Genomic DNA, 26,642 nt, shown 5'->3' with positions numbered 1-26,642 from the left:
CGTTATCTCATCGCCTCCTTTGCGTATGAGAATATTTATCATTAATATCACTGGCTTGTTGGTCCCGTGGCGTTCACGAGGCCGTACCCGGTTTCTGTGACCCGATGATCACCCGCCCTCCCGAATCCCATGACGCCGAGCACGATGAATATCGCGGCGATCGTGCGCATTTTCTTCAGGTGTTCCTGTCCCAGCGTTCGCAGATGGAAGCGCTGGTGAGTCGTCGTGTCGGCTGTCGGGCGACGGCGGCGGATCTGGTACAGGACTTGTTCCTGCGTTTCTGGCGCCGGCCGCTGGTGCAGGTCGAAGAACTCAGCACGTATCTGCTGCGTTGCGCCGGCAACATCGCCATCGACCATTTACGCAGTGAAGGCGCGCGAGTGCGGGTCAACGAAGGCTGGATGCCGGAGCCACCGGACAGTCAAGGTTGGGAGCCGCAAGCGGCGCTGGAGGCGGGCAACGATTTGCGTCACGTCGAAGCCGCCTTGCGCGCATTGCCCGAGCGCACGCGGCAGATCTTTCTGCTCAACCGTATCCATGGCCGCAAATACGCCGAAATCGCCAAGGCCATGGGCCTGTCCCAAAGCGCTGTGGAAAAACATATGATGCGCGCCCTTGAGGCTTGCAAAGCCAGCCTGCGGGAACCCCAACCGCGCACGCCAGGGAACGCACCGTGAACCACACCGAACGCGTCACGCCGACACCCGCTCAGGAGCAAGCCGCCTTCGCCTGGCTGAGTCTGTTGCACGACCAGCCCAGCAGCGGTGATCAGCTCACGTTCAGTCGCTGGTTGCAGGCCGATCCGGCCCACGCCGAAGCGTATGCCCGGGCGCAAGTGGTGTGGGAGTTGAGCGAAGTACCGGCGCGGACCCTGGCTGATGAAGATGCTTTTGCCTTGCAGGGTTACCTCAATGCCATGAATCGCTCGGGCCGGGCCGGGGTTCGGCGTTGGTCCGGTGCGTTGGCGATGGCGGCGTGTCTGCTGCTGATGATCAGCGTCGGCGCAGGTTGGCAGCCGTCACGCTGGGTCGATGATCTGGGCGCGGACTATGTGTCGGCACCGGGGGAAATTCGCACCGTCACGCTGGCGGATCAGTCGCAAGTGACGCTGGATGCCGACAGCGCCATCGCGGTGGATTTCAGCCGGGGTGAGCGGCACGTCCAATTGCGTCGTGGCGCCGGTTTTTTCAGCGTGACGCATACCGGCGAGCCATTTGTGGTGGGGGCGGAAAAAGGCGAGGCGCGGGTACTGGGCACGCAGTTCGAAGTGCGTCTGCAGCCCCATGGCGCCCAAGTCACGGTGTTATCGGGGCGGGTTGGAGTGACGGCGGACAAGAACACCGCACAGCAAATTCTGAGCGCCGGCCAGCAAGTTGCTTACAGCAACGGTTCAGCGGAAAAACTCCACGCCGTCGACAGCGAAGCGCAGTTGGCCTGGCGTCAGGGCTGGCTCAATTACTACAAGGCGACACTGGCCGATGTGGTGCAGGATCTGCGGCGTTATTACCCGGGGCGCATTGTGTTGCTCAATGAGGAACTGGCGGTGCGGCGGGTCAGTGGCAGTTTTCCGAGCAAGGATCCGCAGGCGGTGTTGAGTTCGCTGCAGGGCGTGATGGGGTTTGAGCAGCATCATGTTTTGGGGCAGTTGATTATTTTGCGGTGAAGCATCGGGCCTCATCGCGAGGTACTACATCTTCCTGCATAAAAATATTTTCAACTTTCTGGTGAGGTAAACCCGAGCGCCATTCGTGTAGTGACTGAAACTGCGAGTCATTCGCATCCCGTAGGTTCTACACAGGTCAGTGAGCAATGAAGTCCAGGGCAAAATCGGGTTCGGTCAAACATTGGTTCGGTGCGTCTGCATTAAGCATTTCAGCATTGGCATTACTGCCGTCGAGCGTGGCATCGGCGGTTGAGGCCAGCAGTACCCAGCAGCGCACGCAGTTCAGTTTTGCCATGGCCGCCAAACCGCTGCCCCAGGCCCTGAGCGACTTCAGCCGGATCACCGGCATCAGCGTGGTCTACACCGACGAAGCGCCTTACGGCATTACCGCTCCGGCGCTCAGCGGGCAGATGAGCGCCGAACAGGCGATGCAGCGTTTGCTCAGCGGTTCGGGTTTCACCTTCCGTCGCACCGACGCCCAGACCCTGGCCCTGGAACCCGTGCCCAGCGAAGGCACGTTGAACCTGGGTGCGACCACCATCACCTCGGTGGCGCAACAACCCATGAGTTATCAGCCGCCGCCCACCAGTTCGGTGATGCGTTCGTCAGCCTTGCTCCAGGAAATCCCCCAGACCGTCAACGTGATCCCTGCTCAGGTCATTCGCGATCAGGCGCCACGCAATCTGGATGATGCGCTGGCCAACGTCAGCGGCATCACCCAGGGCAATACACTGGCGAGTACCCAGGATTCGGTGATGACCCGCGGTTTTGGCGACAACCGCAACGGCTCGATCATGCGCGACGGCATGCCGGTGATCCAGGGCCGTGGCCTGAATGCCACTGTGGACCGGGTTGAAGTGCTCAAAGGCCCGGCCTCCTTGCTCTACGGCATTCAGGACCCGGGCGGCGTGGTGAACATGGTCAGCAAGAAGCCCGAGCTTGAGCAATACAACGCGCTGACCCTGCGCGGCTCGACCTACGGCGACGGCAAGAACGGCAGCGGGGGCAGCCTCGACAGCACCGGCGCGCTGGGCGATTCCGGGCTGGCCTACCGCATGGTCCTGGACCACGAAGACGAAGATTACTGGCGCAATTTCGGCACCCATCGCGAGACGCTGGTAGCGCCGTCCCTGGCCTGGTTCGGTGAAAGCACCAAGCTGCTGTTCTCCTATGAACACCGGGAATTCCTGACCCCATTCGACCGTGGCACCGTGATCGATCCGCGCACCAACCACCCGTTGGACATCTCGCGCAATGAGCGCCTCGACGAACCGTTCAACAACATGGAAGGCCGCTCGGACCTGTATCACTTCGAAGCCGATCACGAACTCAACGATAACTGGAAAGCCCACTTCGGCTACAGCTGGAACCGCGAAACTTACGACGCCAGCCAGGTGCGCATCACCGCCATCGACACCAAGAAAGGCACGCTGACCCGCAGCATGGACGGCACTCAGAACGCCATCAGCACCGACCGTTTCACCACCGCCAGCCTTGAAGGCAAAGTCAATGTACTGGGCATGCAGCACGACTTGGTGTTCGGCGTCGATGACGAGTACCGCAAGATCTACCGCGAAGACTTGATCCGCCAGAAAAGCCTGAGCACCTTCAGCTACGTCAACCCGGTGTATGGCCGCGAAGTGGCAGGCACCACCGTCAGCCCGGCCGACAGCGCCCAGACCGATGAACTGCGCAGCGATTCAATATTCCTGCAGGACTCGATCCACCTCAACGACCAGTGGATTCTGGTGGCTGGCGGGCGTTTCCAGGAATACGACCAGTACGCCGGCAAAGGTGTACCGTTCAAGGCCAACACCGATAGCAACGGCCAGAAGTGGGTACCGCGCGCCGGCTTGGTGTACCGCTACACCGACGCGCTGTCGTTCTATGGCAGCTACACCGAATCCTTCAAACCCAACTCGACCATCGCGCCGTTGAGCGGCAGCAGCACCGTGCTCGATGGCAGCGTTGCACCGGAAGAAGCCAAGTCCTGGGAAATCGGCGCCAAGCTCGATATTCCGGGGCGCGTGACCGGTAACGTCGCACTGTTCGACATCAAGAAACGCAACGTGCTGGTGGCCAACTCGGAAGGTCCGACCACGATCTACAGCGCCGCCGGCGAAGTGCGCTCCCGTGGCCTGGAAGTGGATTTGACCGGGCAGCTCAGTGACCGCTGGAGCATGATCGGCAGCTATGCCTACACCGATGCCGAAGTCACCGAAGACCCGGATTACAAAGGCAAGCGCCTGCAAAACGTCGCTAAAAACACCGGCTCGCTGTCGGCGGTCTACGACTTCGGCACTATCGTCGGTGGCGATCAGTTGCGGGTTGGCGCGGGTGCGCGTTATGTCGGCGAGCGGGCGGGTAACGCGGTGAATGATTTCGACCTGCCGAGCTACACCGTGGCCGATGCGTTCGCCACGTATGACACCAAGGTCGAAGGACAGAAGGTCAAGTTCCAGCTCAACGTGAAGAACCTGTTTGACCGCACCTACTACACCTCGGCGGCGAGCCGGTTCTTTGTGTCCATGGGCGATTCGCGGCAGGTGACGCTTTCCAGCACATTGGAGTTCTGACCAGAGACCGCGTCATCGTTCATCGCGGGCTTGCCCGCGATGGCTGCCTGACAGGCGCTGAAAATTTCAGGGCTACCGCAAAAACGCCTGCCGATATTCCCCCGGCGTCCCACCCAGTGCCTGGCGAAACCGGTTGGTGAAATGACTCGCACTGGCAAACCCGCACGCCAAGGCAATCTCCCCCAATGGTTGCGACGTTGCGCGCAACAATTCCCGCGCGCGGCTCAGTCGGCGGGCCAGCACATACTGATGCGGCGGCAGGCCGAAGCTCACACGAAACATTCGCGCAAAATGATATTCCGACAGCGCGCATAACGCCGCCAGTTGCCCAAGGCTGATCGCTTCGGCCAATCGATGGTCGATGAATTCCACCAACTGCCGTCGCTGATGCGCCGCCAATCCACCCTTGAGGCGCAAGCCCTGGCGCACGCCGACCTGGCTGAGTAAGGCATGGCTGAGCATTTCGTGGGCCAGGCTGCTGGTGAGCAGCCGTTCGCCCGGCTCGTCCCAGTTGAGGGCGATCAACTGCCGAAAACGTCGGGCCTGCTGCGGGTCTTCGAGGAAGGTGTGCTCGCGCAATTGCAATTCCCGCGGCTCGCGATCCAGCAGCGTGACGCAGCCAAGGGCAAATTGTTCGGGGCTGAAATACAAGTGGGCCAGGCGAATGGTGCCGTTGATCACCCAGCCAGACTGATGGTCGGCCGGCAGAATGCACAGCTTGTCCGGGCCACCCTTGATGCCGGGTTGGTCGCGGCGAAAGGTGCCGGTACCGCCATCGATGTAGCAGGACAGGGTGTGATGACTCGGTGCTTCATAGTCCTGGGCGTCGTGATGGTTATTCCACAAGGCCGCAGACAAGCCGTCACCGAGCTCGGCGCTGTGCTCCAGGCGAGCATTGGGCGAGCGGTTGAGGGCTTGAAAGACTTGCAGCGATTCCAGTGCGGCCATGATCGGTTCTCTCCAACGCCTTGCATCCTACTCCGTAGACATTGGCCTGCCAGCCCGCCGACCGACAAAAGCGCAAGTTTATGCAAGTGCAAAAGGCGTTCGCACCGGACACTGAAGGCCTATTCAGGAGTCTGGCCATGAACCTCTCGTTATACCTGCTGACCGTGCTGATCTGGGGCACCACCTGGATTGCCTTGAAATGGCAATTGGGCGTGGTGGCCATTCCAGTGTCGATTGTCTATCGCTTCGGCCTCGCCGCGCTGGTGCTGTTCGTAATGTTGCTGCTTAGCCGGCGGCTGCAAATGATGAACCGTCGTGGGCATCTGATTTGCCTGGCGCAGGGGCTGTGCCTGTTCTGCATCAACTTCATGTGCTTCCTCACCGCCAGCCAGTGGATCCCCAGCGGTCTGGTCGCCGTGGTGTTTTCCACCGCCACCTTGTGGAACGCCCTCAATGCGCGGGTGTTCTTCGGTCAGAAAATCGCCCGTAACGTGCTGATGGGCGGCGCTTTGGGCTTGTTCGGGCTTGGGCTGTTGTTCTGGCCGGAGCTGGCCGGTCATACCGCCAGTCCGCAAACCTTACTCGGGTTAGGGTTGGCGCTGCTCGGAACCTTGTGCTTCTCGGCGGGCAACATGCTTTCGAGTTTGCAACAGAAGGCCGGCCTGAAACCCCTGACCACCAACGCCTGGGGCATGGCGTATGGTGCGGCGATGTTGTCGGTGTGGTGCCTGGTCAAAGGCATCCCGTTCGACATGGAGTGGAATGCACGTTACATCGGCTCGCTGTTGTATCTGGTCATTCCCGGCTCGGTGATCGGCTTCACCGCCTACCTGACGCTGGTCGGGCGCATGGGCCCGGAACGTGCCGCTTACTGCACCGTACTCTTTCCGGTGGTGGCGCTGAATGTATCGGCGTTTGCCGAGGGTTATCAATGGACGGCGCCGGCACTGATGGGGTTGGTGCTGGTGATGCTGGGCAACGTGCTGGTATTCCGTAAACCCAAGGCGCCGATGGTCCAGGCGAACGGCAAGTTGGCTTGAAACCAATTAAAGGTCGGGCGCGTTAATACTCAGTGCTCGATCTTCAAGGCCACATAAACTAATAAAGGCAAGATGAAGTCGGTGATGTGTCGAGCCCAGTCCTTGGCATTCCACTCTTGTGATTCGTCCATGTTGAACCATTCGACACCGACAACTTGCAAGCAGACGTAATAGATGAAAAAGGCGATCATTAATCCGATGAGGGCGAATTTTTTTGCCTCGTGGAATTTCTTGGCGCTGCTATTTATGTTTCGGTAAAGATGGTAGGTGCCCACCAGACAGTAAACGGTAAAGAGAACTTCAAGTGTAATGATTAGCCAATAAATTCGATGGTGAAGCATGGGCGAAGTAATGGCTCGATAGCTGTACTTCGGATTGTTGCTGGTGGTGTCCATACTCAGGACGTGAGCGACGTACTCATAGTTGGTGGGATAGTCGGTAAAGTTGCTATACATCACCAGCAGGCCAAAGAAACTTATAAACAGCATCAGTGTGGCTTTACTGATTCTGATGATTTGATCGGTTGTCAGATGATTCAAGGTAATTATTCTCCAAAACTGATTTCCGTCAGAGCCGGGTAAGTGAGGAGAGTTTATCGTGCGGATTGTTTGTTTGGTGACGGACTGAATTGCAAGGTGTGTATTAATTACGAGGTTAGTTATAGTTTTCTGTTGTCAGGATGTTCTATTTCAGTATCAACGGGCAGGCGTTTGAACACCTGCCCGTTTTCGTCAGCCTTTCCAGACTTGCGGATTGACCAGATCCTGTGGCCGCTCACCCGACAGGGCGCTGCGCAAGTTGGCCATGGCTCGATTGGCCATGGCTTCACGGGTTTCGTGGGTGGCCGAGCCGATGTGCGGCAAGGTTACGGCATTTTTCAGTTGAAACAGCGGCGACTCGGCCAGCGGCTCTTTCTCGTAAACGTCCAGGCCGGCACCGCGAATCCGGTTGTTTTGCAGCGCCTCGATCAGCGCGGGTTCATTCACGACGGGACCGCGGGAGATGTTCACCAGAATCGCGCTCGGTTTCATTAAAGCCAGTTCGCGATGGCTGATCAGGTGTCTGGTTTTTTCGCTGAGCGGCACCACCAGGCAAACGAAATCGGCTTCGGCCAGCAGTTGGTCGAGGCTGCGCAACTGCGCGCCGAGTTCCTGTTCCAGCGCTATCTTGCGGCTGTTGCCGCTATAGAGGATCGGCATGTTGAAGCCCAGCCGACCGCGACGGGCAATGGCCGCGCCGATGTTGCCCATGCCGACGATGCCCAGGGTTTTGCCATGCACATCGCAACCGAACAACGGGGCGCCGACGGTGGCCTGCCATTGGCCGGCCTTGGTCCAGGCATCCAGCTCGGCGACACGGCGGGCGCTGCTCATAAGCAGGGCGAAGGCCAGGTCGGCGGTGCTTTCGGTGAGCACGTCGGGGGTGTTGGTGAGCATGATCCCGCGTTCGTTGAAGTAGGCGACGTCATAGTTGTCGTAGCCGACGGAGACGCTGGAAACCACTTCCAGTTTGCTGGCATTTTCCAGCTGTGCGCGACCGAGTTTGCGGCCGACGCCGATCAGGCCGTGGGCGTGGGGCAGGGCTTCGTTGAACTGGGCGTTGATGTCGCCGTTTTTCGGGTTCGGCACGATCACGTCGAATTCTTGTTTGAGGTGATCGACCATTTCGGGGGTGATACGACTGAAGGCGAGGACGGTCTTTTTCATGGGAGGAGGGCTCGTCAGGCAGTGATGAATGGTAAGCACGCTAACATTCTTGGCCGCTTTTATGCGAGCTGCGCGAATCAACTCAGGTTCGTTCATCGCGAGCAGGCCACAGTGGTTTATCGTCGTTCACAGGTTCGGAGTACGGCAGCGGTCGGTCAGTCAGCACAAAACCTGACGGACCAACTGCAGCTTGCGGCTCACGGGACAGGTATACTGCCGCCTTTCGCGGCTCGCCTACCGGGCCCGACTCTATGTGCATCACCCGGAGCTTTCATGACTTCCCCGACACAACCGCCGGTTGTCGACGCTTTGAGCGACGACCAGGCAGACCTGCCAGACAGCGTCGACTCCAGCGCAGACAGCGAAACCAAAGCGGCAATCCCGGCGTTCAAGTTCCCGTTCAAACCGGGTGAATTGGCTGCCGCGAAAAATGCCAGCCAGCCTTGGTACAAAAACGGCGCCAAGAACGGTCACACCAAGACCCCTGGCGCAGCGCCTCCCGGCACGCGTCGTTCGATGGGTAAACGCTGATAGTTCAGGTATTTTGTTGGCGGGTAACTAGTCCTCCCGCCAATGAGACAGTTCCCACAAGGACGCGCGATTATTCCTCTAGGAAAGACGGTTGTCATTCATCAAGAATTCACGCCCTGTGAATTTTTGATGAGGGTCGCCAGATGTCTCTGCTGAAAAACCTGTCCCTGCTCTCTCTGGTGGCCCTGAACACCGGCTGCGTGTCCTCTGCGGTCGATCCGCAGATTCGCTTCGGGGTCGAAGCCCTGGTTCCACCGTTCGAGAGCCGTAACGACAAAGGTGAGCTAGTCGGATTGAACATCGAGTTGGGCAACGCACTGTGTGCTGAACTCGAATCCCGCTGTGTCTGGATCGATCAGGATTACGCGACTAACCTCCATGCCCTTGAAGCCGGCCGCTTCGACGTGATCATGCCGATGACAGCTACACAGGCGCGGCGCGAGCGGGTCGATTTCACCGACAATCTTTATCCCCTGAGTAGCCGTCTGGTGGCGCGCAAAGGCGCGACGTTGCAACCGGATGTGCAATCGCTCAAAGGCAAGCGTATCGGCGTCCTGGCGGGTACCAGTCGTGAAGCGTTCGCCAAGGCGCGTTGGGCGGACGCGGGCGTAACGGTGCGCAGTTTTCAATTCAACGATCAGTTGATTGCCAGTCTTCTGGCGGGCGAGATCGATGCCACCCTGCAAGACTCCATCGAAATCACTCAAGCGCTGCTAAGCCAACCTCAAGGACAGGCGTTCGACTTCGCCGGTCCTGCCCTCAACGATCCGATGCTGGGCAATGGTGTGGCGATGGCCGTGCGCAAAAGCGACACCCGCTTGCGCGATAACCTGAATGCAGCCCTTGAGCGTCTCAAGCAAAATGGCCAGTACCAAGCGATTACCGAGCGCTACTTGCCGCCAGCAGTACCCGATTCACCACGTTACTTTCCGAATGAAGAAGGCTTGCCATTTTCCGATGCGGTACAGGCCGGTGAGACCCTTTATCTTTCCGGGATGCTCGGTCTGGATGCCGATGGCCAACTGGTCAAGGGCGGGATTGGCCCGCAAATGACCCAGGCCTTGGAGAACCTGCGCACCGAACTGCAACGTCGAGGCTCATCCCTCGCTCATGTGGCCAAATGCACGGTCATACTTGCCGATATCAAAGACTTCGATGCCATGAATGCGGTTTACCGCCGGACTTTCCCAGCCGATCGCCTACCTGCCCGGACAACGTTCGCGGCTAAAAAACTGCTGGCGAATGCTCGGGTGGAAGTTGAATGCCTTGCGGTTGCTGCTCGCTGACTCACCATCAGACAAGCCACTGTGCAACTAAAGTTGTGCAGTGGTTGGGTGTTTCAGGCTGCCCGCAACGAAATAAACGCATAGCTAACCGGTGTATCGGTTGCCACCTGTGCACCCGCCGCCTGCACTTGCCCGGCAATATCCTCACCCGACACGTGAAACAGCCAATCACTGCTCGACTCCATCTGCGATTGCGCTGAAATCTGATCGATAACCGTGGCAAACGCGTTCATATCCGGCAAATAAGCGGTAAATCCATCGCCCTTCAACGCTGTCGTCCGAATCCCCAATAACGCACAAATCGCCTCCTTGGTCTGAATCTCATCGCGATCCGCCTGACGGGAGCGCTGGATCAATCCTGCCAGTTCCTGATCCACCAGCTCTCCCCCAATGATCAAATCCGGCCCTGTTACCCAGGACTCGGGCGGGCATTCCTTGATAGATGGGTTGAGCGGGATGTGCGGGTTGATTTCCATCGGATAGATGCGGCACACCAGCGGTCGGCGTTCGTAGATGCGGCAGAGGTTGTCTTCGTCAAGATTCCGGCAGGGGCCGACGTTGTACGCGGCAAAGGTGATCGCCACATGGGCCTTGCTGGCGCCGCTTCGAACCGCCACCGAACGGCGTTCGGCGTGTTCGCGTTGCTGCGCGGGCAGGCCCAGGCCATTGGCGAGGAAGGCCTCCACCAGCACGATCACCTGACCGCCATCGGCCGCCCACATCCGGGCTTCGGCCAGCGTCAGGGGCACATGGTGGTCGTTGCAGCATTTGCCACAACCTACGCAGGAAAACGTTGTATTCATTGAACGGCCAGTCACCTGAAAGGGCATGAAGCGGCGACAAAATGCCACCGCAAAGGTTTGTGCCGAAGCAAGTTATGCGCCATTCATTGCGCTTTTGCTGTTGGGCGGATGGAGTCCCACTCGGTCACGTAGGCGGTTTTGCCCTGTTTGTTGTAGAGGCACAGCTCGGTGCCTTGCTGGCCTTTCATGTGTTTTTGCGGGTACTGGCCTTGTAGCAGAAGCGCGGTGTAACCGACCCGGTCATCGAATTGCGCGGCATTGCCGACGGGTTTGGCGTTCTTCAGGCCGCTGGCCTTGGTGCAACTGGCGAGCACGGCTTTGTCGTAGGCGGCCCAGGCGTCGGGGCTGGAGGCGTGGGCTTGGGTGGCGAGGGTGGTGAGGCAGAGGAAGGTCAGGGTTGTGGCTTTCACGATCAGGCATCCTTGGCGTGTAGTGGTCGAGGTCGAAGTATACCTGATGGCTTGATACTGATTGTGTGGGCCCGCGAAAGCGATATCAGGTTGGCACCAGCTCCCGCCGGACCACATACATCCCGGCGCTTTCATACAAGCGTTGCGCCCGAAGGTTGTTTTCCAGCACCTTCAGATCCACAAAACCCTCGCGGCGCTGCTCAAACACCTTGAAAGCATGCAGCAGCAGTGCACGGCCAAGTCCGAGGCCCTGAGCGCGCGGATGCACCACCAGGCTCTTGATGTAGGCACTGGTCCAGCACTGGGCAACGCCGACGATTCCTTCGGCGTCGAACGCGATGAAGCACAGGGACGGATCGTATTCGGGATCGGTTTCGAAACGCTGTTGCCAGACATCCAGCGCCGGTACGCGACCGCTACCTTCCCGATAGCCCAGTTCCATCAAATGATGAACGGCTTCGGCGAGGTCAGGACGGTACTGGGTCAACTCAATGCCATTTGGCCAAGTGCAAGGCGGCACATCCTCAGCCAGGTTGCGCCGCATCAGAAAACAAAAGTCCTCGGCCAAAACTCAGTGACCTTGTTCGGCGACGGCCCTGGCCGCCGCGATCAGGCATTTGGTCAGTTCTGGCGAGGAGAATTTGGTCAGCACGCCGTTAGCCCCGGCCAATCGAGCTTTCTCGCTGTTCATCGCGCTGTCCAGCGACGTATGCAGCAACACATAGAGGTGCGAGAAGTCCGGGGTTTCCCGCAGGGTGCGGGTGAAGGCGTAGCCATCCATTTCCGACATTTCGATGTCCGAGACGATCAGGTTGATCTGCTGGGCGGTGCCTTGCAGGTCCAGCAGGCAGTCGATGGCTTCCTTGGCGCTGCGGGCAGTGTGGCATTGCAGACCAAGGTTGCGCAGGGTGTGTACCGATTGTTGCAGGGCCACCTGACTGTCATCGACCACCAGAATCCGTGCATTGCCGAGTACTTCGGCATCTTCCATGCTCAGCTCAGTCGGGGCCATTTCGATCTGCGCCGGGGCGATACCGTGGATGACCTTTTCAATGTCCAGTACTTGCACCAGGGTGCCGTCGACCGAGGTCACGCCGGTGATGTACGAACGCACACCACCGGAGCCGAAGGGCGGTGGCCGGATGTCGGTGGTCAGGCAATGGACGATCTTGCTCACTGCCTGAACGTGCAGGCCCTGCTTGGAACGGCTGATGTCGGTGACGATCAGGCAGCCACCGTTCGGGTCTTCCAGCGGTCGCTCGCCGATGGCGCGGCTCAGGTCGATCACCGACAGCGACGCGCCGCGCAGGGTGGCGATGCCTTTGACGTGGGGGTGCGACTCCGGCAGCTTGGTCAGCGGCGGGCAGGGGATGATTTCGCTGACTTTCAGCAGGTTGATCGCCATCAGCTTGCCGCTGCGCAAGGTAAACAGCAGAAGCGAAAGTGAATCTGCGCGGGCTTTGTTGGAAGACATAAAAACCTTCTGTGGAAAAAGGTGAGGCGATTACGGGTATCGCCAACAACTATCGATGCCGGGTTATCGACTTGTCGGGGGCAGGCTTTAGGGGAAATGCCCATTACCAGTAACGGTGAAGCCCTGTGGCGAGGGAGCTTGCCTGTGGCGAGGGGGCTTGCCCCCGTTGGAGTGCGAAGCGCTCCCGTTTTTTTTCAAGACTAACCTCATCACTCATTTCACGACCGCTTCGCGGCCGAACGGGGGCAAGCCCCCTCGCCACAGAAGTACCTAACCATGATGTCGGGGTTACTTCATACCCAACCGCTTGGCCATCCGCCCCAGATTAGCCCGATCCAGACCCAGCTCACGGGCCGCCCTGGCCCAATTGTTCTGGTGCCGTTCCAGGCAGGCGCTGATCAGTTGGCGCTGATAATGCTCGGTGGCCTCACGCAAGTCTCCTGAAATTAACGCCGCTGCTGGCGCGGCACCCATTGGCTCCGGCGCGGGTTCAACGCCGCCATCGGGCAGATCCAGATCCGCAGCACTCAAGCTGAGAATCTTCGGCCGTTGCTTGCAGTTGCCCAGTGCCTTCAACGCACTGCGACCAATCAAATGCTCCAGCTCCCGCACGTTCCCCGGCCAGTCATACGCCAACAATGCCGCTTGCGCATCGCTGGTCAGGCGCAGGCTGTTGAGGCCCATGCGTGAGCGGTTTTGTTCCAGGAAGTAGCCGCTGAGCAGCAGCACATCCCGACCGCGATCCCGCAGTGCGGGCACCAGCAGCGGGTAAACGCTCAGGCGATGATAGAAGTCGGCGCGGTAGCGACCGCTGCGCACTTCCTCGGCCAGGTCGCGGTTGGTCGCGGCGATCAATCGCACGTCAACCTGATGTTCCTGGTCCGATCCCAGCCGCTGCAATTGCCCGCTCTGCAACACTCTCAGCAATTTGGCTTGCACCGTCAGCGACAGTTCGCCGACCTCATCGAGAAACAACGTGCCGCCATTGGCCAGTTCGAACTTGCCACGACGATCATTGGTCGCGCCGGTGAAGGCGCCGCGCACATGGCCGAACAATTCGCTCTCCACCAGCGTATCCGGCAGGGCGGCGCAATTGAGGCTGATGATTGGTTTGTCGGCCCGTGGGGACGCCGCGTGGATGGCCTGGGCCACCAGCTCTTTGCCGACCCCGGTTTCACCGGTGATCAGCACCGTCAAGTCGCTGCCGCCCACCAGGCTGATCTCTTCCATCAGGCGTTTGTGAGCCTTGCTCTGGCCGATCATTTCACGGTTTTGCTGGCCGCTGGCCTGACGGTAAACCTCGGCGCGCTGATGTTCGTCTTCGGCGCGAATGGCCAGCCGCTCGATGCGCTCGGCGGCATTGACCGTGGCGGCGGCGAGGCTGGCGAACGCTTGCAGGGCGTCCAGTTCGATCGGTTCGAAGCGTTCGGGGGCGAGAGCGTCGAGGGTCAGTAAACCCCACGGACGTTCGTCGATAAACAGCGGGCAGCCCATGCAGTCGTGGACTTCCAGGTGATCGTGAAGACCCTCGACCAGGCCGTCATAAGGGTCGGGCAAGTCGCTGTCGGCAGCGAAGCGAGTCGGGCCGGGGCTGCTGAGCAGCGCTTCGAAGCGCGGGTGTTCGCTGATCTTGAAACGTCGGCCGAGGGTGTCGGTACTCAATCCATCCACAGCCAGCGGCACCAGCCATTCGCCGTCGAGTCGCAGCAGGGCAGCGGCGTCGCAGGGGAGCAGGGCGCGCATGGCTTCGAGCAGGCGCCGATAGCGCTCGCCTTCGGGCAGTTCGCGGGACAGGTCGGAGACCAGGGGCAGCAGGGTGGTGAGCAGTAGTTTTGCAGTCATAGTGACTCCGTGTAGTCGGTATGACTATAAATCGATGTGTGTCGATATGACTACTGTGCTTTTAACATATTGATTTATAAGTATTTAATTGTTGGCATGGAAACTGATAAGCAAAGGTTATTCATATAAAGCCCAGGAGTTGCTCTTATGCTTAGCGTTCAAGACCGTGCCATCATCAAATCCACCGTGCCGCTGCTGGAGAGCGGTGGTGAAGCGTTGATCACTCACTTTTACCGCATGATGCTCTGCGAATATCCAGAGGTGCGCCCGCTGTTCAACCAGGCCCACCAAGCCAGTGGTGATCAGCCTCGTGCCCTGGCCAACGGTGTATTGATGTATGCGCGGCACATCGACCAACTCGATCAGTTGGGCGACCTGGTGGCCAAGATCATCAACAAGCACGTGGCCCTGCAAATCCTTCCGGAACATTACCCGATCGTGGGTAGCTGCCTGCTGCGAGCAATCTCTGAAGTGTTGGGCGACGAAATTGCGACGCCTGAAGTGATGAGCGCCTGGGGCGCGGCCTACAACCAATTGGCCGAGATCCTGATCGGTGCCGAAGCCAGCATCTACGACCAGAAAGCCCAGGCTCCGGGCGGTTGGCGCGGTGCGCGGGAGTTCATTGTGGTGGCCAAGGTCGAGGAGAGCGCGGAAATCATTTCGTTTTACTTCGAACCGGCGGACAAAGGCCCGATTCTCGCTGCCGAGCCTGGCCAGTACATCGGTATGAAACTGATCCTCGATGGCGAAGAAATCCGGCGTAACTATTCGCTGTCGGCACTGGCCAACAAAGGCCAGTACCGCATCAGCGTCAAGCGCGAAACCGGCGGCCGCGCTTCCAACCATTTGCACGATCAACTGCACGTCGGCGCGAGCATCATGCTGTTCCCGCCAGCGGGCGATTTCACCCTGACCGCCAGCGACAAGCCGCTGGTGCTGATCAGTGGCGGCGTCGGCATCACCCCGACGCTGGCGATGCTCGAGGCGGCGCTGGCGACCGAGCGGCCGGTGTACTTCATCCATTGCGCGCGCAACGGTAGCGTTCATGCCTTCCGCGACTGGATCGATGGCTTGGCCGAGCGTCATCCGCAGCTCAAGCGTTTCTATTGCTATGCCGAAGATGACGGCGTCAGCCCGGCGGCGCACCAGGTTGGCCTGTTGAGTCAGGAACAACTCGGCGAGTGGTTGCCGGCGCAGCGCGATGTGGATGCGTACTTCCTGGGGCCTAAAGGCTTCATGGCGGCAGTCAAGCGTCACCTCAAGGCCTTGGGCGTGCCGGAAAAGCAAAGCCGTTATGAGTTCTTCGGGCCGGCCGCGGCATTGGAATAACTGTTCGCGGTAATTTCCTGGGGGCCGGGTCGGTGCTTCGCCAACAAGCGAAGCACCGACCCGGCCCTTTTTACATTGGGCCACACTCTGATTCCATCAGCCGACCAGAAGCCGGGCATCAGGCTGTTTACTCGATTGACGAATAATACGTAAAAGTCCAGTATGGAATTCTAAGTACAAAAAAGCGTGCATCCTCGTTTCAGTTTTTCTTCTGTCTTGCCAAACCTACAACAACCCGCGAGAGAACGAACATGAAGAAATTTCCCCTCATCACCGGCCTGGCCTTGAGCCTGTTGGCGTGCAGCAGCCTGTTCGCCGCCGAGAAAGACCTGCGTATCGGTATCGAAGCGGCTTATCCGCCATTTGCGTCCAAAACCGACAAAGGCGAGATTGTCGGTTTTGACTACGACATCGGCAATGCCCTGTGCGCTCAGATGAAGGTCAAATGTGTGTGGGTCGAAGGCGAATTCGACGGTCTGATTCCTTCCCTGAAAGTGAAGAAAATCGACATGGCGCTGTCGTCCATGACGATCAACGAAGACCGCAAGAAGTCGGTGGATTTCACCCACAAGTACTACTTCACCTCGTCGCGTCTGGTGATGAAGGACGGCGCGGTCGTGGATGACCAGTACGCCAGCCTCAAAGGCAAGAATGTCGGCGTGCAGCGCGCAACCACCACCGACCGCTATGCCACCGAGGTTTTCGAACCCAAGGGCATCAACGTCAAGCGCTATGGCAACAACGAAGAAATCTACATGGATCTGGCCGCCGGCCGCCTCGATGCCATTTTTGCCGACACCATTCCGCTGAATGATTTCCTGTCGATGCCGCGTGGCAAAGGCTATGCGTTTGTCGGGCCGGAGCTCAAGGATCCGAAATACGTGGGCGAGGGCGCCGGGATTGCCGTGCGCAAGGGCAACACGCAGTTGGTGGCGGACCTGAACAAGGCTATCGACGACATTCGCGCCAACGGTGAGTACCAGAAGATTTCGCAGAAGTATTTCAAGTCGGATATTTACGGCGATTGATCGATCGCTATCGCGAGCAGGCTCGTTCCCACATTAGTCTTGCGCATGCAGGTCCATTGTGGGAACGAGCCTGCTCGCGATGGGGCCATGGCAGACAGCACACTTCTCAGGGCTCAACCCTTCAATTCCTTCAAATGCTTGTACACCGTCGCCCGGCCCATGTTCAGCACATTGGCTACATAGTTGGAGGCGCTTTTGCCTTTGAAGGCGCCTTCGGCGTGCAGCGCCAGCACCAGTTCGCGTTTGTGGTCGCGGGTCAGCACATTCAGGCTCAACTGACGTTCGCGTAGCCAGGCATGCAGAAAGGTGTTGATCCGCTCCTGCCAGTCATCGCGAAACAGTGAGTCCGGTTGTGGAATCAGTTTGGTCGGTGACAGGAACAGATCCAGCGCCGCTTTCGCGTTTTCGAACAACGAGATATTCAGGTTGATGCACAGCACCGCCAGCGGATGACCTTCGCTGTCGCGCAGCACGCTGCTGAGGCTGCGAATCTTCTGGCCGTCCCAGTTGAGCTTTTCGTACGGCCCGATGTTTCGTTCGCTGACCTCTTCGCTGAGCATGTCTTCCAGCGATGAGTCGTCGCCGATTTCCCGTTTGGACAGGTTGTTGGCGATGTAATCGACCTTTTGCGTGCGCAGGTCGTGCAGCACCACCTCGGCGTGAGGAAAGAACAACGTGGCGATCGCATCGGCAATTGCGCGGTAGTTGTCCATGGACGCATTGTTCACGGCCGAGTCTTTTTCAGGTGCGTTCATACAGTGGAGCTCCAGGCAGCATCAGCGCCCCGTTAAAAAGGGGCGCTGGAAGTTTGCCGCAATCGTGTGGGCACGTCACCTGAGGGTGAAAATCAACCCAGGCGGGCGGGGGAGAGCATCTCGGCATCCAGGCCGAAGCGGGTGAGTTGCTCGGGCAAGGCTTCGCCGCGCACCAGCGCAGCGCTGGCCTGGCCCATGGCCGGCGACGTCTGGATGCCATAGCCGCCTTGTCCCGCCACCCAGAACAGGCCAGGTACGTGCTGATCGAAGCCGGACAGCAAATCCCCGTCGCGCACGAAACTGCGCAGGCCGGCCCAGGTGCGGGTCGGGCGGCGGATGGTCAGGGTGGTGGCCTCTTCGATCTGGTAGATGCCCATGGCAATGTCCAGCTCTTCGGGCTGCACATCGTGCGGTTCCACCGGGTCGGCGTTGGCCGGTGAGCCGAGGAACATGCCGGCGTCGGGTTTCATGTAGAAGGATTCATCGAGGCTGACCAGCATTGGCCAGTCATGGATATCCAGGCCCTCGGGGCCGGCGAAGATAAAGGCTGCGCGACGCTTGGGTTGTAGGCCCAGCGGTCGGGCGCCGGCCAGCTCGCCAATCTTGTCGGCCCAGGCGCCGGCGGCGTTGATGATGATCGGAGCGCTGAATGTCTGAGTGTTGGTCTGAACCTGCCACAGCCCTTCGGCGTCACGGCTCAGGCTCAGCACTTCGCTGTCGGTATGCACTTCGCCTTTATTACGCCGGATACCGCGCAGATAGCCTTGATGCAGGGCATCGGTATCGATGTCGCTGGCGGTCGGGTCGTAGATCGCGCCATGGACTTTTTCCCGGCGCAGGATTGGCAGCCGCGCACAGGCTTCGTCGGCGCTGAGCAGTTGCATCTGCGGCACGGTGGCTTTGGCGCTCAGGTATTGATTGTTCAGCTCGGCCGGATCGCCAGTGAAGTCGACGGTCATCTCACCGCGCGGGGTCAGCAGCGGGTGTTCGCAGAAACCGGGCGGCGGCGCATCGAAGAAGTCGCGGCTGGCCTGGGTCAATGCCCGAACCTGTGGCGTGCCGTAGGCGGCGGTGTACAGCGCCGCCGAGCGTCCGGTGGAGTGATAGGCCGGATGGGATTCGCGTTCGAGCACAATCACCCGCCCGTGCTGCGACAGCCAGAAACCGGTGGAAGCGCCGGCAATCCCGCCGCCGATGATGATGAAATCTGCCTGGCTCATGAACGTCTCCTGTGGGGCGCAAATGCCGAAATTGTGGAATTCCCCTGTAGGTTTGTGGTGTTAGTGCTGTAGGCGGTAAAGGGCATTGGCCAGCGCAATGTCTTCCAGCCCCAGGCCGATGGAGCGGAAGAACACATGTCGGTCGTATTCAGGGCGCTGCACTTTTTCGCTGAGTAAGTCGGGCAGGTCGCCGATGATCAGGCGTTTGTCCCAGCCATGCTGCTCGCCGGCAATCAGCATCTCGCCGGCCGAGCCCGGGGTGGTCTGACGATAGTCGCAGAAGACCTGCATGTCATTGAGGCTCTGTGGCGGCACTTCATGGGCGCGTGGGGCATTGGTGCTGATGGAGGTGATCAGCGCCGGTTTGCTCAACCTGGACGGGTCGATCACCGGTCCGGCGGACGAAGTGCAGAGCATGATCACGTCGGCGTCCTGAATCGCGGCTTCGCGACTGTTGACGATGCTCAGTCGCGGGTCGAGGTTTTTGAGCGGTGCCAATGCTTCGGCGTTCTTGCCGCTCAGGCTCGGCGAATAGAGGTTGATGCTTTGCCAATCTCGCAGATCCTTCACGTAGTGCAGATGCGCCTGGGCCACTTTGCCGCTGCCGATGATCGCCAGGCGCCGGGCCTTCAGCGGGGCGAGGGCATCGACCGCCACCGCCGTCGTCGCGGCGGTGCGTGCCGTGGTCAGTTCACCGGCATCGCAGAGCAGCAGCGGCTGGCCGGTCTGCATCGACATCAGCAGTGTCCAGGCGGTCACCAGCGGACCTTGCTCGCGCACGATGTAAGGCGAGGTCTTGACGCCATACACGCCGTCTTCGGCCAGCACGCCCAGGTAGTTGATGAAGTCCCCGGCACCCTTTGGAAATTCCACCAACTGTTGTGCTGGCTGCACGGCTTGCCCGGCGGCCAGATCGCGAAACAATTTGCGCAGGATTTGCGGCACGTCCACTTGCGCCAGCAGTTCGCAGGCCTGGGGTTGGGGGATCACGTAAGGCGTGCTGGACATTGGTCGGCTCCGGGCGCTGAAAGTAAACTGATTTGTCCATTATGGACTTTTAGTTGTATCGAGCAAGCTCCTGTTGAAAAAAACCAGACGAAAAAAAAGCGCAGTCCGTTTCCGGCTGCGCCTTTTATATTGCGACCCGCGTTACGGGCGCTTGCGCTCAACCGCCCGCAGCAGATGCGTCGGTGGCGTTTCACAACTGATCTTGCGACCCAGCAGCGCCTCGATGGACGGTAGCTGGTAAGAGTCGTCTTCACCGGCGAAGCTGATGGACACACCATCGGCGCCGGCACGGCCGGTACGACCGATGCGGTGCACGTAATCGTCCGGGACTTCCGGCAGGGTGAAGTTGATCACGTGGCTGATGCCATCGATGTGGATGCCGCGACCGGCAACATCGGTGGCCACCAGCACGCGGATCTTGCCTTCGCGGAAACCTTCCAGGGTCTTGATGCGCTTGTGTTGCGGCACATCGCCCGACAGTTGCGCCGCGTTGACGCCATCGCGTACCAGGCGTTCTTCGATGCGCCGCACTTCATCCTTGCGGTTGGCGAAGACCATCACCCGTTCCCAGCCGTTATCGTTGACCAGGTTATAGAGCAGTTTGTATTTGTCGGCGCCGGCCACCGCGTAGATGTGTTGCTCGACGTTTTCGCTGGCCACGTTCTGCGCTTCGATCTCGACGATCGACGGGTCGGTGGTCCATTGCTTGGCCAGGTTCATCACATCGTCGGTGAAGGTGGCGGAGAACAGCAGCGTCTGACGCTCGTTCTTCGGCGGGGTCTGACGAATGATCTGACGCACTTGTGGGATGAAGCCCATGTCGAGCATCCGGTCGGCTTCGTCCAGCACCATGACTTCGACCATGTCCAGGTGCACGTCGCCGCGCTGGTTGAAGTCGAGCAAGCGGCCCGGAGTGGCCACGAGGATGTCGCAGTGACGGGCTTCGAGGTGCTTGAGCTGCTTGTCGAAGTCCATGCCGCCGACAAACGTCATGACGTTGAGGCCGGTGTATTTGGTCAGGTCGGCTGCGTCCTTGGCGATCTGCACCACCAGTTCCCGGGTCGGGGCAATGATCAGTGCCCGCGGTTCACCCATGTAGCGTTCTTTGGGCGGCGGGGTTTGCAGCAGCTGAGTGATGATCGAAATCAGGAACGCGGCGGTTTTGCCGGTGCCGGTCTGGGCGCGACCGATGGCGTCTTTGCCCGCGAGGGTGAAGCCAAGCACCTGTGCCTGGATCGGCGTGCAATAGGGGAAGCCCAGGTCCTGAATGGCGTGCATCAGTTCGGGGGCGAGTTTGAAATCGTGGAAGCGGGTTTTGCCTTCCTGGGGTTCGACAACGAAGTCTTCGAGTTTCCAGGGAATAACCGGCGCTTTTGGCTTTGGTTCGCGACGCGGTTTGGCTGGTTTCGGGGCTTCGCTGCGCGGCTGTTCAGAGACAATGGCCGGGGCAGAGGGGGCGGTCGGTGTGGTCACCGGCTCGTGCTTCGGTGCCGCTACGGTTGCGGTCCGGCCAGGCTGATTACCGTCGGTGCGGTGGCTGGGAGTATGAGAAGGAGCGCTGGAGACTGGCGCGAGCTGCTCAGTCTCGCTTTTACCGAACATTTTCTTGAGTGCTTTGAGCACGGTCATCTCATCAATTGGTTAAGGAATATACGCCGGGCAGTGTAATGCAAGAAACGGGCGCGGCGTAGTGGGATGGATCAATGGGTAGCTTTTAGCGCAAACGCCCTGCAAGCCAGACGCCGATGTCGCGAATTTCTTCGGGTAACACTTCGTGGCCCATTGGGTATTCCTGCCATGTCACGGTGACACCATGCTGCTTTAAATACTCATAGGCGGTCCGGCCCATGGAGTTTTGAACCACCTCATCGTACTGACCGTGCAATGACAGCACCGGAATGCGCTGCTGGCTGGCGGAAAGCTCCAGTTCATCACTGAAGGTCGGGGCATAAGTAGACAGGGCGAGTACGCCGCCCAACGGTCCCTGCCATTTCAGGAAGGCCGTGTGCAAAACCACGGCGCCGCCTTGGGAAAAACCGGCGAGAAAGATCCGCGAGGCGTCTATTCCGCTGGCCTTCTGTACTTCAATCAAATCAACGACCCGTTGCGCGGACTCCTCCAACTGCTCGCGGCTGATGGCGCGGGCCGGGCTCATGGCCAAAATGTCGTACCAGCTTGGCATCTCGTAGCCACCGTTGATGGTGACGGCGCGAGTCGGGGCCTGGGGCAAAACGAAACGGGTGCTGAGCAGGTTTTCCTGTAGCGCTTCGGCTACCGGCAAAAAGTCGTAGCGGTCGGCACCCAGCCCGTGCAGCCAGATTACGCAGGCGTCTGCGGGCTTGACGGGTTGAAGAATCAGGGGCTCGGTCATGTCTGCTCCATTGTTGTGCGTGCGCTCTCATTAAGTGCGAGGTTCGAGTGCGCAACCGGTTTATCAGTTAAGAAGATGTCGCAAGGTTGAAAGTTTTGCTATTGATCTTGCGCTGAATCGCTTTAGCGAGCGGTCTGGTACGGGCTTTGCTATGGGGAAGCCTGTGCAACCAATCTCATGCCTGGCGGTAACACTATCAGTGTATGGCTGGTCATGGGATAGCAAAGAATCCGGTGATGGATGTTCGCCAGTGGCCGCTACGGGCTTCGCGAACGTGAAAGGGCTACAGCCCGTTCGGCCGATTGGTGAGAAGTGAGTTATCCATGATGTGGATTTTCTCCTACTAGACTCATAGCGACGGTCCTTATGTCGGTTGACCCTAAAAAAAGCCAACACGGGTCAGCAACGCCTCAAAAGGGTGCGACAGGGCTCAAGCTCCGACACAACAAGAGCAAAACTGGAGGTTTGAATGAAGATGTTGAAATCCACCCTGGCGGTCGTGACTGCAGCCGCAGTGCTCGGTGTCAGTGGGTTCGCTCAGGCGGGTGCAACCCTGGATGCAGTGCAGAAGAAGGGTTTTGTACAGTGTGGCGTGAGCGACGGTCTGCCGGGTTTCTCGGTTCCGGACTCTACCGGCAAGATCGTCGGTATCGATGCTGACTTCTGCCGCGCTGTAGCTGCTGCAGTATTTGGTGATGCGACCAAGGTCAAATTCAGCCAGTTGAATGCGAAGGAGCGTTTCACTGCTCTTCAATCCGGCGAAATCGACATGCTGTCGCGCAACTCCACCATGACCAGCTCCCGTGACGCGGGCATGGGCCTGAAGTTTCCTGGCTTCATCACCTATTACGACGGCGTGGGCTTCCTGGCCAACAGCAAGCTGGGTGTGAAAAGTGCCAAGGAACTCGACGGCGCGACCATCTGTATTCAAGCCGGTACCACCACCGAATTGAACGTGTCCGACTACTTCCGCGCCAACGGCCTGAAGTACACCCCGATCACCTTTGACACTTCCGATGAAAGCGCCAAGTCGCTGGAATCCGGTCGTTGCGACGTGCTGACCTCCGACAAGTCCCAGTTGTATGCACAGCGCAGCAAGCTGGCCTCGCCTAAAGACTATGTGGTTCTGCCTGAAACCATTTCCAAAGAACCTCTGGGCCCGGTCGTGCGTAACGGCGACGACGAGTGGCTGGCCATCGTGCGCTGGACTGGCTACGCCATGCTCAACGCTGAAGAAGCCGGTATCACTTCGAAAAACGTCGAGACTGAAGCCAAGTCGACCAAGAACCCGGACGTCGCCCGTCTGCTGGGCGCTGACGGTGAATACGGCAAGGATCTGAAACTGCCAAAAGACTGGGTCGTGAAAATCGTCAAGCAAGTCGGTAACTATGGCGAAGTCTTCGATAAAAACCTCGGCAAGGGCACTCCGCTGGAAATCGACCGTGGCTTGAACGCCCTGTGGACCAACGGCGGCATTCAATACGCACCACCAGTGCGCTGATGGTTCTATCACCCGGTGGGCCAACCACCGGGTGATGTTCTGTTCCATTATTTCCGGGGCACTTCATGCAAAATTCAATCGGCGCACCAAAGCAGAGGCTCAGTCTCAGCGATCCACGAGTGCGTGCGTGGGTATTTCAGATCATCACGATTGTCGCGGTGATCTCGTTGGGCTGGTTTCTGTTCGATAACACTCAAACCAACCTCCAGCACCGGGGCATCACCTCGGGTTTCGACTTTCTCGAGCGCAGCGCCGGTTTCGGTATCGCTCAGCACCTGATCGACTACACCGAATCGGACAGCTATGCCCGGGTGTTTCTCATCGGCCTGCTCAACACACTGTTGGTGACCTTTATCGGCGTGATCCTGGCGACGATTCTGGGGTTCATCGTGGGTGTTTCCCGGCTGTCACATAACTGGATTATCAGCAAACTGGCGACGGTGTACGTGGAAGTGTTCCGCAACATTCCGCCGTTGCTGCAAATCCTGTTCTGGTACTTCGCGGTATTCCTGAGCATGCCGGGGCCCCGTAACAGCCATAACTTCGGCGACACCTTCTTCGTCAGCAGCCGTGGCCTGAATATGCCGGCAGCGTTGATGGCGGACGGTTTCTGGCCGTTTGTGATCAGCATTGTCGTGGCCATCGTCGCCATCGTGCTGATGTGCCGCTGGGCCAACAAGCGTTTCGAAGCGACCGGCGTACCGTTCCACAAGTTCTGGACCGGCCTGGCGCTGTTCCTGGTGATCCCGGCACTGTGTGCATTGATCTTCGGCGCACCGCTGCACTGGGAGTTGCCAAAGCTGCAAGGCTTCAACTTCGTTGGTGGCTGGGTACTGATCCCGGAACTGCTGGCGCTGACCCTGGCCCTGACGGTGTACACCGCGGCATTCATCGCCGAGATCGTGCGTTCGGGCATCAAGTCGGTCAGCCACGGCCAGACCGAAGCGGCCCGCTCGTTGGGGCTGCGCAATGGACCGACCCTGCGCAAGGTGATCATTCCACAAGCCCTGCGCGTGATCATTCCGCCGCTGACCAGCCAATACCTGAACCTGGCGAAAAACTCCTCGCTGGCGGCCGGTATCGGTTATCCGGAGATGGTGTCGTTGTTTGCCGGTACGGTACTGAACCAGACCGGGCAGGCGATCGAAGTCATTGCCATCACCATGAGCGTGTACCTGGCGATCAGTATCAGCATTTCCTTGCTGATGAACTGGTACAACAAGCGCATTGCGCTGATCGAGCGGTAAGGAAGAGCGCATGACGACTCATACTTTCAAACCCGACATGCCACCACCGAGCAGCAGCATCGGTATTGTGGCGTGGATGCGGGAGCACATGTTCTCCAGCTGGATCAACACCCTGCTGACGCTGTTCGCGTTCTATCTGATTTATCTGATAGTTCCACCGATCGTGAACTGGGCATTTCTGGATGCCAACTGGGTGGGTACCACCCGCGCCGATTGCACCAAGGACGGCGCCTGCTGGGTGTTCATCCAGCAGCGCTTCGGCCAGTTCATGTATGGCTACTACCCGACAGACCTGCGCTGGCGCGTAGACCTGTCCGTGTGGCTGGCGGTGATTGGCGTGGCACCGTTGTTCATCGCACGGGTTCCACACAAGGCAATCTACGGCCTGAGCTTCCTGGTGCTCTACCCGATCGTTGCCTACTTCCTGTTGCATGGCGGTGTGTTCGGCATGGACACCGTGGCGACCAGCCAGTGGGGCGGCCTGATGCTGACCCTGGTGATCGCTACCGTCGGTATCGTCGGCGCACTGCCGCTGGGTATCGTTCTGGCCCTGGGCCGTCGTTCGAACCTGCCGGCGATTCGTGTGGTCTGCGTGACCTTCATCGAATTCTGGCGGGGCGTGCCGTTGATCACCGTGCTGTTCATGTCTTCGGTGATGTTGCCGTTGTTCCTGCCTGAAGGCATGAACTTCGACAAACTGCTGCGGGCGTTGATCGGTGTGATCCTGTTCCAGTCGGCCTACATCGCTGAAGTGGTGCGTGGCGGTCTGCAAGCGATCCCCAAAGGTCAATACGAAGCGGCTGCAGCGATGGGCCTCGGTTACTGGCGCAGCATGGGCCTGGTGATTCTGCCGCAAGCCCTGAAGCTGGTGATCCCCGGCATCGTCAACACCTTCATTGCGCTGTTCAAGGACACGAGCCTGGTGATCATCATCGGCCTGTTCGACCTGCTCAACAGCGTCAAGCAAGCCGCCGCCGACCCGAAATGGCTGGGCATGGCCACTGAAGGCTATGTGTTCGCGGCCCTGGTGTTCTGGATTTTCTGTTTTGGTATGTCCCGCTACTCCATGCATTTGGAACGTAAGCTGGACACTGGCCACAAGCGTTAGGAGCGTAGTTTATGAGTGAAGCGATCAAACAGCCTGTGAGCTCTGAAGGCATTATTCAGATGCAGGGCGTGAACAAGTGGTACGGCCAGTTCCACGTCTTGAAAGACATCAACCTGAACGTCAAACAGGGCGAGCGTATCGTTTTGTGCGGTCCGTCGGGTTCCGGCAAATCCACCACCATCCGTTGCCTCAATCGTCTGGAAGAACACCAGCAGGGCCGCATCGTGGTCGATGGCGTGGAGCTGACCAACGACCTCAAGCAGATCGAAGCGATTCGCCGTGAAGTCGGCATGGTGTTCCAGCACTTCAACCTGTTCCCGCACCTGACCATCCTGCAGAACTGCACCCTGGCGCCGATGTGGGTACGCAAGATGCCCAAGCGCAAGGCCGAGGAAATCGCCATGCATTACCTGGAACGCGTACGCATTCCGGAGCAGGCGCACAAATTCCCGGGTCAGCTTTCCGGTGGTCAACAGCAGCGCGTGGCGATTGCCCGTGCCTTGTGCATGAAACCAAAAATCATGCTGTTCGACGAGCCGACTTCGGCTCTCGACCCGGAGATGGTGAAAGAGGTTCTGGACACCATGATCGGCCTGGCCGAAGACGGCATGACCATGCTCTGCGTGACCCACGAAATGGGCTTCGCCCGCACCGTGGCCAACCGCGTGATCTTCATGGACAAGGGTGAAATCGTCGAACAGGCCGCGCCGAACGACTTCTTCGATAATCCGCAGAATGAGCGGACGAAACTGTTCCTGAGTCAGATTTTGCATTGATGCAGGACTGACCCGTAAAA

At 59.1% G+C, this 26,642-nt stretch carries 25 protein-coding genes; 12 read left to right on the top strand and 13 right to left on the bottom strand.

The window, feature by feature from the left end:
• The first annotated feature begins 104 nt into the window (after nucleotides 1-104).
• The 3 genes from ACZ9BB_RS19505 to ACZ9BB_RS19495 all read left to right on the top strand — a co-directional run bounded on the left by ACZ9BB_RS19505 (nucleotide 105) and on the right by ACZ9BB_RS19495 (nucleotide 4,239).
• On the top strand, nucleotides 105-677 hold the full coding sequence (locus tag ACZ9BB_RS19505; RefSeq protein ID WP_476215464.1) for an RNA polymerase sigma factor: 573 nt from the start codon (nucleotides 105-107) through the stop codon (nucleotides 675-677).
• A complete protein-coding gene (locus ACZ9BB_RS19500; protein WP_476215462.1) occupies nucleotides 674-1,663 on the top strand; it encodes a FecR family protein in 990 nt (329 codons plus the stop codon). The genes ACZ9BB_RS19505 and ACZ9BB_RS19500 overlap by 4 nt, the downstream gene beginning before the upstream one ends.
• Before the next feature lie 146 nt (nucleotides 1,664-1,809).
• Nucleotides 1,810-4,239: a TonB-dependent siderophore receptor gene (locus tag ACZ9BB_RS19495; RefSeq protein WP_476215460.1), complete on the top strand. Its 2,430-nt coding sequence runs from the start codon at nucleotides 1,810-1,812 to the stop codon at nucleotides 4,237-4,239.
• A gap of 72 nt (nucleotides 4,240-4,311) precedes the next feature.
• On the opposite strand, the gene ACZ9BB_RS19490 is transcribed toward ACZ9BB_RS19495, so the two are convergent.
• Nucleotides 4,312-5,187, bottom strand: a complete 876-nt coding sequence (locus ACZ9BB_RS19490; protein ID WP_476215459.1) for a helix-turn-helix domain-containing protein — start codon at nucleotides 5,185-5,187, stop codon at nucleotides 4,312-4,314.
• Nucleotides 5,188-5,324: 137 nt separating this feature from the next.
• On the opposite strand from ACZ9BB_RS19490, the gene ACZ9BB_RS19485 reads away from it, so the two are divergent.
• The gene (locus ACZ9BB_RS19485) at nucleotides 5,325-6,227 is read left to right on the top strand and encodes a DMT family transporter (protein WP_476215458.1); all 903 of its coding nucleotides are present in this window, start codon (nucleotides 5,325-5,327) and stop codon (nucleotides 6,225-6,227) included.
• Between the two features lie 29 nt (nucleotides 6,228-6,256).
• Here ACZ9BB_RS19485 and ACZ9BB_RS19480 read toward each other — a convergent pair whose 3' ends face one another.
• Nucleotides 6,257-6,766, bottom strand: a complete 510-nt coding sequence (locus ACZ9BB_RS19480) for a DUF2165 family protein (protein WP_476215456.1) — start codon at nucleotides 6,764-6,766, stop codon at nucleotides 6,257-6,259.
• Nucleotides 6,767-6,958: 192 nt separating this feature from the next.
• Nucleotides 6,959-7,933 (bottom strand): 2-hydroxyacid dehydrogenase, encoded by a 975-nt coding sequence (locus tag ACZ9BB_RS19475; protein WP_476215454.1) that lies wholly within the window; start codon nucleotides 7,931-7,933, stop codon nucleotides 6,959-6,961.
• A 273-nt stretch (nucleotides 7,934-8,206) separates the two neighbouring features.
• On the opposite strand from ACZ9BB_RS19475, the gene ACZ9BB_RS19470 reads away from it, so the two are divergent.
• Nucleotides 8,207-8,464: a hypothetical protein gene (locus ACZ9BB_RS19470; RefSeq protein ID WP_476215452.1), complete on the top strand. Its 258-nt coding sequence runs from the start codon at nucleotides 8,207-8,209 to the stop codon at nucleotides 8,462-8,464.
• A gap of 143 nt (nucleotides 8,465-8,607) precedes the next feature.
• Nucleotides 8,608-9,750: a transporter substrate-binding domain-containing protein gene (locus ACZ9BB_RS19465; protein WP_476215450.1), complete on the top strand. Its 1,143-nt coding sequence runs from the start codon at nucleotides 8,608-8,610 to the stop codon at nucleotides 9,748-9,750.
• Nucleotides 9,751-9,803: 53 nt separating this feature from the next.
• Here the strand turns inward: ACZ9BB_RS19465 and ACZ9BB_RS19460 are convergent, their stop codons facing one another.
• The 5 genes from ACZ9BB_RS19460 to norR all read right to left on the bottom strand — a co-directional run bounded on the left by ACZ9BB_RS19460 (nucleotide 9,804) and on the right by norR (nucleotide 14,279).
• On the bottom strand, nucleotides 9,804-10,553 hold the full coding sequence (locus ACZ9BB_RS19460) for a YkgJ family cysteine cluster protein (RefSeq protein ID WP_476215448.1): 750 nt from the start codon (nucleotides 10,551-10,553) through the stop codon (nucleotides 9,804-9,806).
• Between the two features lie 83 nt (nucleotides 10,554-10,636).
• Nucleotides 10,637-10,963 (bottom strand): hypothetical protein, encoded by a 327-nt coding sequence (locus ACZ9BB_RS19455; RefSeq protein WP_476215446.1) that lies wholly within the window; start codon nucleotides 10,961-10,963, stop codon nucleotides 10,637-10,639.
• Between the two features lie 85 nt (nucleotides 10,964-11,048).
• The gene (locus ACZ9BB_RS19450) at nucleotides 11,049-11,507 is read right to left on the bottom strand and encodes a GNAT family N-acetyltransferase (RefSeq protein ID WP_476215444.1); all 459 of its coding nucleotides are present in this window, start codon (nucleotides 11,505-11,507) and stop codon (nucleotides 11,049-11,051) included.
• A 27-nt stretch (nucleotides 11,508-11,534) separates the two neighbouring features.
• Entirely contained in the window at nucleotides 11,535-12,437 is a 903-nt protein-coding gene (locus tag ACZ9BB_RS19445; RefSeq protein WP_476215442.1) for a chemotaxis protein CheW, read from the bottom strand.
• 288 nt (nucleotides 12,438-12,725) lie between these two features.
• Nucleotides 12,726-14,279, bottom strand: coding sequence for a nitric oxide reductase transcriptional regulator NorR (gene norR / locus ACZ9BB_RS19440; protein WP_476215440.1), 1,554 nt, complete (start codon nucleotides 14,277-14,279; stop codon nucleotides 12,726-12,728).
• A 147-nt stretch (nucleotides 14,280-14,426) separates the two neighbouring features.
• Between norR and hmpA the strand changes: the two genes are divergently transcribed.
• Entirely contained in the window at nucleotides 14,427-15,608 is a 1,182-nt protein-coding gene (gene hmpA / locus ACZ9BB_RS19435) for an NO-inducible flavohemoprotein (protein ID WP_476215438.1), read from the top strand.
• Nucleotides 15,609-15,859: 251 nt separating this feature from the next.
• Entirely contained in the window at nucleotides 15,860-16,636 is a 777-nt protein-coding gene (locus ACZ9BB_RS19430) for an ABC transporter substrate-binding protein (protein WP_476215436.1), read from the top strand.
• Between the two features lie 113 nt (nucleotides 16,637-16,749).
• On the opposite strand, the gene ACZ9BB_RS19425 is transcribed toward ACZ9BB_RS19430, so the two are convergent.
• From ACZ9BB_RS19425 to ACZ9BB_RS19405, 5 genes are all read right to left on the bottom strand, one after another.
• Nucleotides 16,750-17,391, bottom strand: a complete 642-nt coding sequence (locus ACZ9BB_RS19425; RefSeq protein WP_476215435.1) for a helix-turn-helix transcriptional regulator — start codon at nucleotides 17,389-17,391, stop codon at nucleotides 16,750-16,752.
• 92 nt (nucleotides 17,392-17,483) lie between these two features.
• On the bottom strand, nucleotides 17,484-18,611 hold the full coding sequence (locus ACZ9BB_RS19420; RefSeq protein ID WP_476215433.1) for an NAD(P)/FAD-dependent oxidoreductase: 1,128 nt from the start codon (nucleotides 18,609-18,611) through the stop codon (nucleotides 17,484-17,486).
• Nucleotides 18,612-18,671: 60 nt separating this feature from the next.
• Nucleotides 18,672-19,619 (bottom strand): ornithine cyclodeaminase family protein, encoded by a 948-nt coding sequence (locus ACZ9BB_RS19415; RefSeq protein WP_476215431.1) that lies wholly within the window; start codon nucleotides 19,617-19,619, stop codon nucleotides 18,672-18,674.
• Nucleotides 19,620-19,760: 141 nt separating this feature from the next.
• Nucleotides 19,761-21,248 (bottom strand): ATP-dependent RNA helicase RhlB, encoded by a 1,488-nt coding sequence (gene rhlB, locus ACZ9BB_RS19410; RefSeq protein WP_476215429.1) that lies wholly within the window; start codon nucleotides 21,246-21,248, stop codon nucleotides 19,761-19,763.
• An 85-nt stretch (nucleotides 21,249-21,333) separates the two neighbouring features.
• On the bottom strand, nucleotides 21,334-21,990 hold the full coding sequence (locus ACZ9BB_RS19405; RefSeq protein ID WP_476215428.1) for an alpha/beta hydrolase: 657 nt from the start codon (nucleotides 21,988-21,990) through the stop codon (nucleotides 21,334-21,336).
• 469 nt (nucleotides 21,991-22,459) lie between these two features.
• Between ACZ9BB_RS19405 and ACZ9BB_RS19400 the strand changes: the two genes are divergently transcribed.
• From ACZ9BB_RS19400 to ACZ9BB_RS19385, 4 genes are all read left to right on the top strand, one after another.
• Entirely contained in the window at nucleotides 22,460-23,491 is a 1,032-nt protein-coding gene (locus tag ACZ9BB_RS19400) for an amino acid ABC transporter substrate-binding protein (RefSeq protein WP_476215427.1), read from the top strand.
• 65 nt (nucleotides 23,492-23,556) lie between these two features.
• Complete coding sequence (locus ACZ9BB_RS19395) at nucleotides 23,557-24,738, top strand: amino acid ABC transporter permease (RefSeq protein ID WP_476215425.1); 1,182 nt, start codon at nucleotides 23,557-23,559, stop codon at nucleotides 24,736-24,738.
• 10 nt (nucleotides 24,739-24,748) lie between these two features.
• Nucleotides 24,749-25,846: an amino acid ABC transporter permease gene (locus ACZ9BB_RS19390; RefSeq protein ID WP_476215424.1), complete on the top strand. Its 1,098-nt coding sequence runs from the start codon at nucleotides 24,749-24,751 to the stop codon at nucleotides 25,844-25,846.
• A gap of 11 nt (nucleotides 25,847-25,857) precedes the next feature.
• On the top strand, nucleotides 25,858-26,622 hold the full coding sequence (locus tag ACZ9BB_RS19385; protein WP_476215423.1) for an amino acid ABC transporter ATP-binding protein: 765 nt from the start codon (nucleotides 25,858-25,860) through the stop codon (nucleotides 26,620-26,622).
• Nucleotides 26,623-26,642 lie beyond the last annotated feature (20 nt).

The organism is Pseudomonas sp. TE3552, assembly GCF_056278945.1.
Note: the sequence above shows the minus strand (reverse complement) of the source record. Positions and strands in the feature narration are given on the sequence as shown.

Coding starts and splice junctions, on each gene's coding strand:
- ACZ9BB_RS19415 (WP_476215431.1), bottom strand. CDS start 19,619: ATGTCCAGCACGCCTTACGTGATCCCCCAACCCCAGGCCTGCGAACTG.
- hmpA (WP_476215438.1), top strand. CDS start 14,427: ATGCTTAGCGTTCAAGACCGTGCCATCATCAAATCCACCGTGCCGCTG.
- ACZ9BB_RS19505 (WP_476215464.1), top strand. CDS start 105: ATGATCACCCGCCCTCCCGAATCCCATGACGCCGAGCACGATGAATAT.
- ACZ9BB_RS19395 (WP_476215425.1), top strand. CDS start 23,557: ATGCAAAATTCAATCGGCGCACCAAAGCAGAGGCTCAGTCTCAGCGAT.
- ACZ9BB_RS19425 (WP_476215435.1), bottom strand. CDS start 17,391: ATGAACGCACCTGAAAAAGACTCGGCCGTGAACAATGCGTCCATGGAC.
- rhlB (WP_476215429.1), bottom strand. CDS start 21,248: ATGACCGTGCTCAAAGCACTCAAGAAAATGTTCGGTAAAAGCGAGACT.
- ACZ9BB_RS19385 (WP_476215423.1), top strand. CDS start 25,858: ATGAGTGAAGCGATCAAACAGCCTGTGAGCTCTGAAGGCATTATTCAG.
- ACZ9BB_RS19470 (WP_476215452.1), top strand. CDS start 8,207: ATGACTTCCCCGACACAACCGCCGGTTGTCGACGCTTTGAGCGACGAC.
- ACZ9BB_RS19430 (WP_476215436.1), top strand. CDS start 15,860: ATGAAGAAATTTCCCCTCATCACCGGCCTGGCCTTGAGCCTGTTGGCG.
- ACZ9BB_RS19460 (WP_476215448.1), bottom strand. CDS start 10,553: ATGAATACAACGTTTTCCTGCGTAGGTTGTGGCAAATGCTGCAACGAC.
- ACZ9BB_RS19405 (WP_476215428.1), bottom strand. CDS start 21,990: ATGACCGAGCCCCTGATTCTTCAACCCGTCAAGCCCGCAGACGCCTGC.
- ACZ9BB_RS19495 (WP_476215460.1), top strand. CDS start 1,810: ATGAAGTCCAGGGCAAAATCGGGTTCGGTCAAACATTGGTTCGGTGCG.
- ACZ9BB_RS19490 (WP_476215459.1), bottom strand. CDS start 5,187: ATGGCCGCACTGGAATCGCTGCAAGTCTTTCAAGCCCTCAACCGCTCG.
- ACZ9BB_RS19390 (WP_476215424.1), top strand. CDS start 24,749: ATGACGACTCATACTTTCAAACCCGACATGCCACCACCGAGCAGCAGC.
- ACZ9BB_RS19475 (WP_476215454.1), bottom strand. CDS start 7,933: ATGAAAAAGACCGTCCTCGCCTTCAGTCGTATCACCCCCGAAATGGTC.
- ACZ9BB_RS19485 (WP_476215458.1), top strand. CDS start 5,325: ATGAACCTCTCGTTATACCTGCTGACCGTGCTGATCTGGGGCACCACC.
- norR (WP_476215440.1), bottom strand. CDS start 14,279: ATGACTGCAAAACTACTGCTCACCACCCTGCTGCCCCTGGTCTCCGAC.
- ACZ9BB_RS19445 (WP_476215442.1), bottom strand. CDS start 12,437: ATGTCTTCCAACAAAGCCCGCGCAGATTCACTTTCGCTTCTGCTGTTT.
- ACZ9BB_RS19400 (WP_476215427.1), top strand. CDS start 22,460: ATGAAGATGTTGAAATCCACCCTGGCGGTCGTGACTGCAGCCGCAGTG.
- ACZ9BB_RS19450 (WP_476215444.1), bottom strand. CDS start 11,507: ATGCGGCGCAACCTGGCTGAGGATGTGCCGCCTTGCACTTGGCCAAAT.
- ACZ9BB_RS19420 (WP_476215433.1), bottom strand. CDS start 18,611: ATGAGCCAGGCAGATTTCATCATCATCGGCGGCGGGATTGCCGGCGCT.
- ACZ9BB_RS19465 (WP_476215450.1), top strand. CDS start 8,608: ATGTCTCTGCTGAAAAACCTGTCCCTGCTCTCTCTGGTGGCCCTGAAC.